The organism is Streptomyces sp. NPDC059456, assembly GCF_042750055.1.
GTDB lineage: Bacteria > Actinomycetota > Actinomycetes > Streptomycetales > Streptomycetaceae > Streptomyces.
This window is the reverse complement of sequence record NZ_JBHYVA010000402.1, coordinates 1-7,762: the sequence shown is the minus strand read 5'-3', so window position 1 is coordinate 7,762 and position 7,762 is coordinate 1. Positions and strand designations below refer to the sequence as shown.

Below are 7,762 nucleotides of genomic sequence, written 5' to 3'. Positions count from 1 at the left end.
CACCCCGCCCGTGGGTGCCGGCCCGGGCGGCGATCCCGGCCGCCCGCCCGGCAGCCCCGGCTCCCGCCAAGATCCGCCCCTCACCCCGACCGCCACCCCCGGCTCCGGCCCCGGTGCCGATCCCGCCGCCGGCTCCGGCCGCGGCCCCGGCTCCGGGCGCACCTGCGGCCCCGGCCCCCGGGCCGGTCCCGGTTCCGGGCGCGCCCGCGCCTCCGGTTTCCGCCGCCGTCCGGGCTCCGTTCACCGAACCGGGCCCGGTTCCCAGGGCGGGCCCGGCTCCGGGTGAACCCGTACCCCCGGCCCCCCGGCCGGGCTCGGCTTCGGTCGGGGCCGTGGGTCGTGGCGTGGGGCGGGGGGCGTCCAGGGCGTCCAGGGCGCCGATTCCGGTGGGGGTGGCGGGGTCCGCCGTGGGTCCGGGGCCCGGGGTGGCACCGGGCAGGGGTGCGGGGGTCGACGGGCCCCCGGTGGCGGGGCCCGGGCCCGGTGCCGGTTCGAGCGCCCTCTTGGCCGTCGTGTCGTCCATCGCGATCCCCCTGCCCCGCCCGCCCCGGCATGCTCCGGCAAGCTCTGGCGCGCACTGTAATGGACACGCCCAACCGAATCCGGAGGCGGGCGGTCCAGTAGCTCGTGCGCGCGTGGAGAACGGCTGGAATCCGTACCGTCGTGGGGAGGCGTCTCGTTTCCAGGGCGAGCGAAGAGGGTGGCATCCGCGCAGGCAGAACCCCTTGATCGACAGGTGGCACGTTTTGCCACTCGCCTTGGAGCCGGTCGGTTTCGGCCATGTCTCGTTCATCCAGAGTTCTTCGACGGCCAACAGCCTCGACGGCATGAAGAAGGCACTCCTCGCCGCGACCGCAGTCGCCTCCGCGCTCACCGCCTCCCTGGTCGCAGCTCCCGCCGCCACCGCCGCCTCGGCCTCCACCGGGTGGGACCTCCCCTGGACCGCCCACCACCACAGCCGGACCTCCGTCCCCTTCACCGAGGCCACCGTCACCGCCGCCGGCACGAGCGGCACGAGCGGCACGTTCACCCTGAAGTGGAAGGCCCCCGGCACCAAGCGGGTCGAGATCAAGGCGAACGGCAAGGTCGTCGCCAAGGGCGGCTCCGAGGGCACCGCCACCGTGTCGGGGCTGCCCGCCGCCGACCGGCAGTGGTTCGACTTCACGCCCGACCGCGGCGTCGGCCTGCACCTCGCCGACCGGCTGATCACGCTGGAGGGCACGGCCAACTTCCGTGATGCGGGCGGCTACCGCACCACCACCGGCCAGTGGGTCAAGATGGGCGAGGTCTACCGCTCCGACGCCCTCAGCAAGCTCACCGCCGCCGACCTCGCCAAGCTCCAGCGGCTGCGCGTGAAGACCGTCTTCGACCTCCGCATGGAGGGCGAGCGCACCACCGACCCCGACAAGGTCCCGTCCGGCGCCACGTACACCGTCGCCGACGTCTTCGCGGGCTCCGGTTCCTTCCAGGCCATGCCGAAGTCCCCCGACGAGGCCGTCAGGGCCATGGTCGACGCCGAGAAGGCGATGGTCGCCGGCGACGGCGGGAAGAAGGCCTACGCCCGGGTCTTCGAGGGCCTGGAGCGCGACCGCGACCGTGCGGTGCTCTTCCACTGCACCGCCGGCAAGGACCGCACCGGCTGGGCGAACGCCGCCCTGCTGACCGCCCTCGGCGTGCCGGGCGACACCGTCATGGCGGACTACCTGGCCAGCAACGACTACCGCAAGGCCGCCAACGACGCGATCCTGTCGCACCTGCCGGCTCCGCAGGCCGCCGTCTACAAGCCGATGCTCGACGTGCGCCCCGAGTACCTGAACTCCGGCTACGACGAGGTCAAGGCGAGGTACGGCACCTTCGACCGCTACCTGAAGGACGGGCTCGGCATCGACGCCCGCGAGCTGAAGCAGCTCAAGAAGGACCTCCTGGTCGGCTGACCCGGCCCGCCACGACGTACGGGAGGGCCCGTCCGGGGTTGTTCCCGGCCGGGCCCTCCCGCGTGCCCGCCGTGCGGCGGGCTCAGGACCTCAGTGGGCGCCGAGGTGGCTGAAGTTCGCCCACTCCTTCTCCTTCTCCTTCGTGCAGCTGTCGGTGTACAGGGGGCCGACGGCCGCCGGGACACCGGCGAAGTGGGAGCAGTTGGACGCGGCGGCCGCGTGACCGGCCTTGAAGGCGTCGATGTCGACACCGTCGGCCAGGGCGGCGCCCGCAGCACCCAGCATGATGCCGGCGGCCAGGGCGGAAGCGGTGAGGGCGGTACGGAAACGCATGACTCTCCCGGAGTTCTCTTCGAGGGCGCGCCAGCACATCGGCGCGTCGGCCGGTGCAACAGCACGCGACGACTCCGGGGAACGGCCATTCACCCCAATGGCCAGGCAGTATCGTTTCGACAACGCCCACTCGTGGGACCCCGCGGTCCCTCCCGTGCCCCTACTCCAGTACCGGCAGCAGCTCCGGCAGGTGCCCGTCCGAGGCCAGGGCCGCCCGCTGCCGCTCCTGCGGCACCTCCCCGTACAGCGTCGTGCGCGGCTTCGCGGGCCGGCCGGCGGCCTCCGCGACGGCGATCAGGTCCCGTACGGACTTGTACGAGCCGTAACTCGATCCGGCCATCCGGGAGATGGTCTCCTCCATCAGCGTGCCGCCGAGGTCGTTGGCCCCCGACCGCAGCATCTCGGCCGCGCCCTCCGTGCCCAGCTTCACCCAGCTCGTCTGGATGTTGGTGATGTGCGGGTGCAGCAGCAGCCGCGCCATCGCCGTCACCGCCCGGTTGTCGCGGACCGTCGGGCCGGGCCGGGCGATGCCCGCCAGGTACACGGGCGCGTTGGTGTGGATGAACGGCAGCGTCACGAACTCGGTGAAACCGCCGGTCTGCTGCTGGATCCGGGCCAGCGTGCGGAAGTGCCCGAGCCAGTGCCGCGGCTGGTCCACGTGCCCGTACATCATGGTCGACGAGGACCGGATGCCCAGCTCGTGCGCCGTGGTGACGACGTCGATCCAGTCCGCCGTAGGCAGTTTGCCCTTGGTCAGCACCCAGCGGACCTCGTCGTCCAGGATCTCCGCCGCCGTGCCCGGGATGGAGTCCAGGCCGGCCTCCTTGGCCGCGGTCAGCCACTCCCGTACGGACATCCCGGTCCGCGTCGCGCCGTTGACGACCTCCATCGGGGAGAACGCGTGCACGTGCATCCCCGGCACCCGCGCCTTCACCGCGCGCGCGATGTCGAAGTACGCCGTCCCCGGCAGGTCCGGGTGGATGCCGCCCTGCATGCACACCTCGACCGCGCCCACGTCCCAGGCCTGGGCCGCCCGGTCGGCGACCTGCTCCAGGGACAGCGTGTACGCATCGGCGTCCGTCCGGCGCTGCGCGAAGGCGCAGAACCGGCAGCCGGTGTAGCAGACGTTCGTGAAGTTGATGTTCCGCGTGACGACGTACGTGACGTCGTCGCCCACCACCGATGCCCGCAGGTCGTCCGCGATCCGGCACAGCGCGTCCAGCGCCGGGCCGTCCGCGTGCAGCAGGGCGAGGGCCTGGTCGTCGGTGAGCTTCGTCGGGTCGTCGGCGGCCTGCGCGAGCGCCGCCCGCACGTCGGTGTCGATGCGCTCGGGGACCATGCCGGGCGCCGCCGCCTCGCGCAGCGCCTCCCAGTCGCCGTACACCTCGTCGAAGTCGGCGCGCCGGTCGCCCGTGCGGCCCTCCGAGTCGATGGCGGTGTGCAGGTCGGTGCGCCCCACGGAGGTGAACGCCTCCTCCGGCTCCTGCCACGGGTGCCCGGTGACCACGGCATCGGGGTCGGCCAGCCCGGTCTGCGGATCGGCCAGCGCCCGTACGTGCGGCAGCAGCCGCGGGTCCAGCCAGGGCTCGCCGCGCTGGACGAACTCCGGGTACACGCACAGCCGTTCGCGCAGCTCGAAGCCGGCCGCCGCGGACTGCTCGGCCAGGACGTCGATCTGCGGCCAGGGCCGCTCGGGGTTCACGTGGTCGGGGGTCAGTGGCGAGACGCCGCCCCAGTCGTCGATGCCGGCCCGGATCAGCCGCGCGTACTCCCCGTCGACCAGGTTGGGCGGCGCCTGCAGGCAGCCCGAGGGGCCCATGATGTGCCGGGCGACGGCGACCGTCGCGACGAGGTCGTCCAGCTCGGCGTCGGGCATGCCGCGCATCGCCGTGTCCGGCTTGGCACGGAAGTTCTGGATGATCAGCTCCTGCACGCCGTGGTACGAGCGCGCGACCCGGCGCAGCGCGAACAGCGAATCGGCGCGCTCCTCGTAGGTCTCCCCGATGCCGATGAGCAGCCCGGAGGTGAAGGGGACGGAGGAGCGTCCGGCGTCCTCCAGCACGCGCAGGCGTACGGCCGGCTCCTTGTCGGGGGAACCGTGGTGCGGGCCGCCCGGCTCGGACCACAGCCGGGTGGCGGTGGTCTCCAGCATCATCCCCATCGAGGGCGCCACCGGCTTGAGCCGCTGGAAGTCCGCCCACGACATCACACCCGGGTTCAGGTGGGGCAGCAGGCCCGTCTCCTCCAGGATCAGGATGGAGACGGCCCGCACGTAGGAGATGGTGTCGCTGTACCCCTGGGCCTCCAGCCACTCCCGCGCCTCGGGCCAGCGGTCCTCGGGCTTGTCGCCGAGGGTGATGAGCGCTTCCTTGCAGCCGAGCGCGGCGCCCTTGCGGGCGACGTCGAGGACCTCGTCGGGGGACATGAACATCCCGTGCCCGGCCCGGCGGAGCTTGCCGGGGACGGTGGCGAAGGTGCAGTAGTGGCACTTGTCGCGGCACAGGCGGGTGAGGGGGATGAAGACGCTCTTGGAGTACGTGATGACGCCGGGCCGCCCGGCGGCGGCGAGGCCGGCGTCGCGGACCCGGGCGGCGGAGGCGGCGAGGTCTTCGAGGTCCGCGCCGCGCGCCTGGAGGAGTACGGCCGCCTCGGTCGCGTCGAGCGCGACGCCGTCGCGGGCCCGCCTGAGTGCGCGGCGCATCGCGTTTTCGGTCGGAGTCGTCATGCGGTGAGCATACGATCCGACGTCCCGCCCGCGAGGGGGCTCCTCGTCCTCATCGCATCAGCTCACCGGCGTTGACCAGGAGGGACTGGCCGGTTATCGCCCGCGCACGGTCGGAGGCCAGGAACACGGCGGCGTCCGCCACGTCCCCGTCGGTGGCCAGGTCGGGCAGTGCCATGCGCTCCGTGAGCCGGGCGTGCACCTCGGCTTCGGGGACGCCCTCGGTGTGCGCGGTGAAGGTGACGAAGGCCTGTACGGGCGGGCCCCACATCCAGCCGGGCAGCACGGTGTTGACCCGGATCCGGTACGGGCCCAGCTCGCGGGCCATCGAGTACATGGCCGAGGTCAGCCCGCCCTTGGAGGCGGCGTACGCGGCCTGCTGCACCTCGTTGGGCGCGGCCACGGCGGACTGCGTGCCGATGATGACGACGGATCCGCCGCGCTCCTTGAGCGCGGGCAGACAGGCACGGGTCATGCGGAGGGTGCCCAGCAGGTTCACGTCGATGATCTGCTGCCAGGTCCCGAAATCGGCGTCTTCGAGTCCGCCGAAGTAGGAGTCCCATGCGGCGACGTGCACGACGGCGTCGATCCCGCCGAACCGCTCCCGCCCCAGCTCGGCCAGGGCGGCGCACTGCGCCTCGTCGCCGATGTCGGTCGGCAGGTACGCCGTGTGCCGGCCCTCGGGGTCGATCTCGGCGGCGGACTTGGCCAGATTGGCCTCGGTCCGCGCGCCGAGCACGGCGTTCCCGCCGTCCCGGACGACGGCGGCGGCGACCTGGTGGCCGAGCCCGGCCCCGACCCCCGAGACGATGACGGTCTTCCCTCGCAGCAGCATGCGCGTGCCTCCCGGCGCCGGGCCTGTATGTGACGGCGCGTCAGATTAAGGGCGCGGCGCCGAGGAGGGAAGGGGTGGTCCCGATGCCGGGCGGCAAATCGTTCCGCCGTCAGACCGCGTACGCGATGAAACCGGTCCAGGCGGTCGCCCCGAAGGACAGCTGGGGCCGGGCGATGTCCTTGGAGTCACGGACGAGCACGGCGGTGGTGGCCGTCGCCACCTCGGCGCAGTCGTTGACATCCCCGCTGTCGCTGTAGCTGCTCTTCCGCCAGGCCACTTCGACGCAGTCGTTGATGTTGTTGGAGCTGCTGTAGCTGCTCTTGAACCATTCGAGCGCGGGCTTGCCGTTCATGTCTCTCCCAGCACTTGCTCGATGAAGGCCAGTGACTCCCTTGGGGTGAGAGCCTGGGCACGGATCATTCCATAGCGCAGCTCAAGAACTCGAAGGTGTTTCGGGGTGGTGAGCGGGCGGCCGCCGGCCTGGTCTTCGTCGCGTCCGACGCCGGAGCCGTCCGCGAACCTCAGCGACTCTGCGTAGCCCGCCATTCCCGCGTGACCTCCTCGCTCCGTCGGCATGACCTGGATCGAGACATGTCGGAGTTGCCCCACCTTCAACAGGTGTTCCAGCTGCCCCCGCATGACATCTGCGCTGCCGATCCGTCGACGGAGGGCCACCTCCTCCTGTACGAACGTGAGGGCGGGGGCGGGCGACCGGTCGAAGATCTCCTGCCTCGCCAAACGCGCTGCTACGCCCCGTTCCACCGCCTCCGTCGTATATGCGGGCCAGCGCGTCTCGAACAGGGCCTGGGCGTACTGTGCCGTCTGCAACAACCCGTGGATGGCGTGGATGCTGTACACGCTGATCTCCACGGCCCGGGCCTCCAGCTTGGCCAGGTCCCGCACCCGCTTTGGGTAGCGGGCCTGTTCCACCTCCTTCTTCATGGCCGCCAGCCGGCCTCCGGCTGACAAGACCTCGTCCACCTTGTCCAGATATTCGAAGCGGGGGATGCGCGTACCGGCTTCGATCTTGCGGATCAGGTCCTCGCCATAGCCCATGCGGGCCGCGAACTCCGCGACACGCAGGCCGGCGGCCTCCCGCCACACCTTGAGGTTGCGGCCCACGGCGGCAACGGCGGCCGCGCCCTGTTCGTCCTCGGGGTCGACGTCCCAGCCGGACTCGTCCCTGTCCTCGGCCTCGCTCATCCGTCCAGGCTATGGACGGCCCGACGTGGCGGGGACGTGAATGACGGAAGTGCCAACTCCCCTGTTCGGACCGCGTGGTGGGAAGCCGTGTGGCGGTGGTGTGAGGGGCGGTTCGGCCCGTGGTCAAAGACCAAAGAACCGGGGGAAAGAACCAGACCGAACCCCTCCAGCCTCCTCGTTCGACGCAATCGCTCGGTCGGGTGAATCTGCCAACTCGACACGATTCGAGTGGGGTTGGCTGGCATATGCTCGCCGCGACAACTCCAGACATGAGACGGCCCCCGGCGGGACGGCAATCCCGGCCGAGGGCCTGATCCACGAGGAAGTAAGCCCCTTCCCGATGGCCTTTCAGAAGCTTAACGCGGTCATGCCCGCATCACCCCGTGCTCCGCGCGGAACCGCCCGATCCGGTGGCGTTTCCGGTGTCGCTCACACCAAGATCCCCCTCACCGCCAACTTCACGGTCGTGAGCAACCTGCTGGCCCAGCACGGAGAGTTGTCGCTCCTCGCGCTCGGCACCGCCCTCCACATCCAGTCGCTGCCCGAGGGCGCCCCGGTCAGCATCCGTGCCCTGGCCGAGCGCTTCCCCGAGACCGAGCACCGCATCGGGCGGGCGCTGCGGGAGCTGGAGGGGGCGGGGTTCCTGCGCCGGACGCGGCTGCGGACGGTCGACGGCAAGGTGGTCACCCGCACGGTCTCGTACAACGTCCCGGTGTTCCAGACCTGGCCCCACCC

Annotated in this window: 6 protein-coding genes and 1 pseudogene; 2 read left to right on the top strand and 5 right to left on the bottom strand. The window is 71.7% G+C overall.

All coding sequences use genetic code 11. From position 1 onward, the window contains the following. The first annotated feature begins 746 nt into the window (after positions 1–746). Entirely contained in the window at positions 747–1,934 is a 1,188-nt protein-coding gene (locus ACFXA3_RS28225; protein WP_385191282.1) for a tyrosine-protein phosphatase, read from the top strand. Positions 1,935–2,024: 90 nt separating this feature from the next. On the opposite strand, the gene ACFXA3_RS28220 is transcribed toward ACFXA3_RS28225, so the two are convergent. From ACFXA3_RS28220 to ACFXA3_RS28200, 5 genes are all read right to left on the bottom strand, one after another. Further along, positions 2,025–2,267 (bottom strand): hypothetical protein, encoded by a 243-nt coding sequence (locus tag ACFXA3_RS28220; RefSeq protein ID WP_385191280.1) that lies wholly within the window; start codon positions 2,265–2,267, stop codon positions 2,025–2,027. Between the two features lie 160 nt (positions 2,268–2,427). Continuing rightward, on the bottom strand, positions 2,428–4,992 hold the full coding sequence (locus ACFXA3_RS28215; protein ID WP_385191279.1) for a bifunctional FO biosynthesis protein CofGH: 2,565 nt from the start codon (positions 4,990–4,992) through the stop codon (positions 2,428–2,430). A 49-nt stretch (positions 4,993–5,041) separates the two neighbouring features. Next, complete coding sequence (locus ACFXA3_RS28210) at positions 5,042–5,824, bottom strand: SDR family oxidoreductase (protein WP_385191278.1); 783 nt, start codon at positions 5,822–5,824, stop codon at positions 5,042–5,044. A 109-nt stretch (positions 5,825–5,933) separates the two neighbouring features. Continuing rightward, a complete protein-coding gene (locus ACFXA3_RS28205) occupies positions 5,934–6,176 on the bottom strand; it encodes a DUF397 domain-containing protein (RefSeq protein ID WP_385191277.1) in 243 nt (80 codons plus the stop codon). Then, on the bottom strand, positions 6,173–7,027 hold the full coding sequence (locus ACFXA3_RS28200; protein ID WP_385191276.1) for a helix-turn-helix transcriptional regulator: 855 nt from the start codon (positions 7,025–7,027) through the stop codon (positions 6,173–6,175). Before ACFXA3_RS28200 ends, ACFXA3_RS28205 begins: the two co-directional genes overlap by 4 nt. A 466-nt stretch (positions 7,028–7,493) precedes the next feature. Between ACFXA3_RS28200 and ACFXA3_RS28195 the strand changes: the two are divergent. Beyond that, positions 7,494–7,762, top strand: a pseudogene (locus tag ACFXA3_RS28195) (helix-turn-helix domain-containing protein); the annotation flags it as partial.

Bases quoted from the DNA above. Each gene is read 5' to 3' on its own strand.
- ACFXA3_RS28205 (WP_385191277.1), bottom strand. From the start codon at position 6,176: ATGAACGGCAAGCCCGCGCTCGAATGGTTCAAGAGCAGCTACAGCAGC.
- ACFXA3_RS28215 (WP_385191279.1), bottom strand. From the start codon at position 4,992: ATGACGACTCCGACCGAAAACGCGATGCGCCGCGCACTCAGGCGGGCC.
- ACFXA3_RS28210 (WP_385191278.1), bottom strand. From the start codon at position 5,824: ATGCTGCTGCGAGGGAAGACCGTCATCGTCTCGGGGGTCGGGGCCGGG.
- ACFXA3_RS28200 (WP_385191276.1), bottom strand. From the start codon at position 7,027: ATGAGCGAGGCCGAGGACAGGGACGAGTCCGGCTGGGACGTCGACCCC.
- ACFXA3_RS28220 (WP_385191280.1), bottom strand. From the start codon at position 2,267: ATGCGTTTCCGTACCGCCCTCACCGCTTCCGCCCTGGCCGCCGGCATC.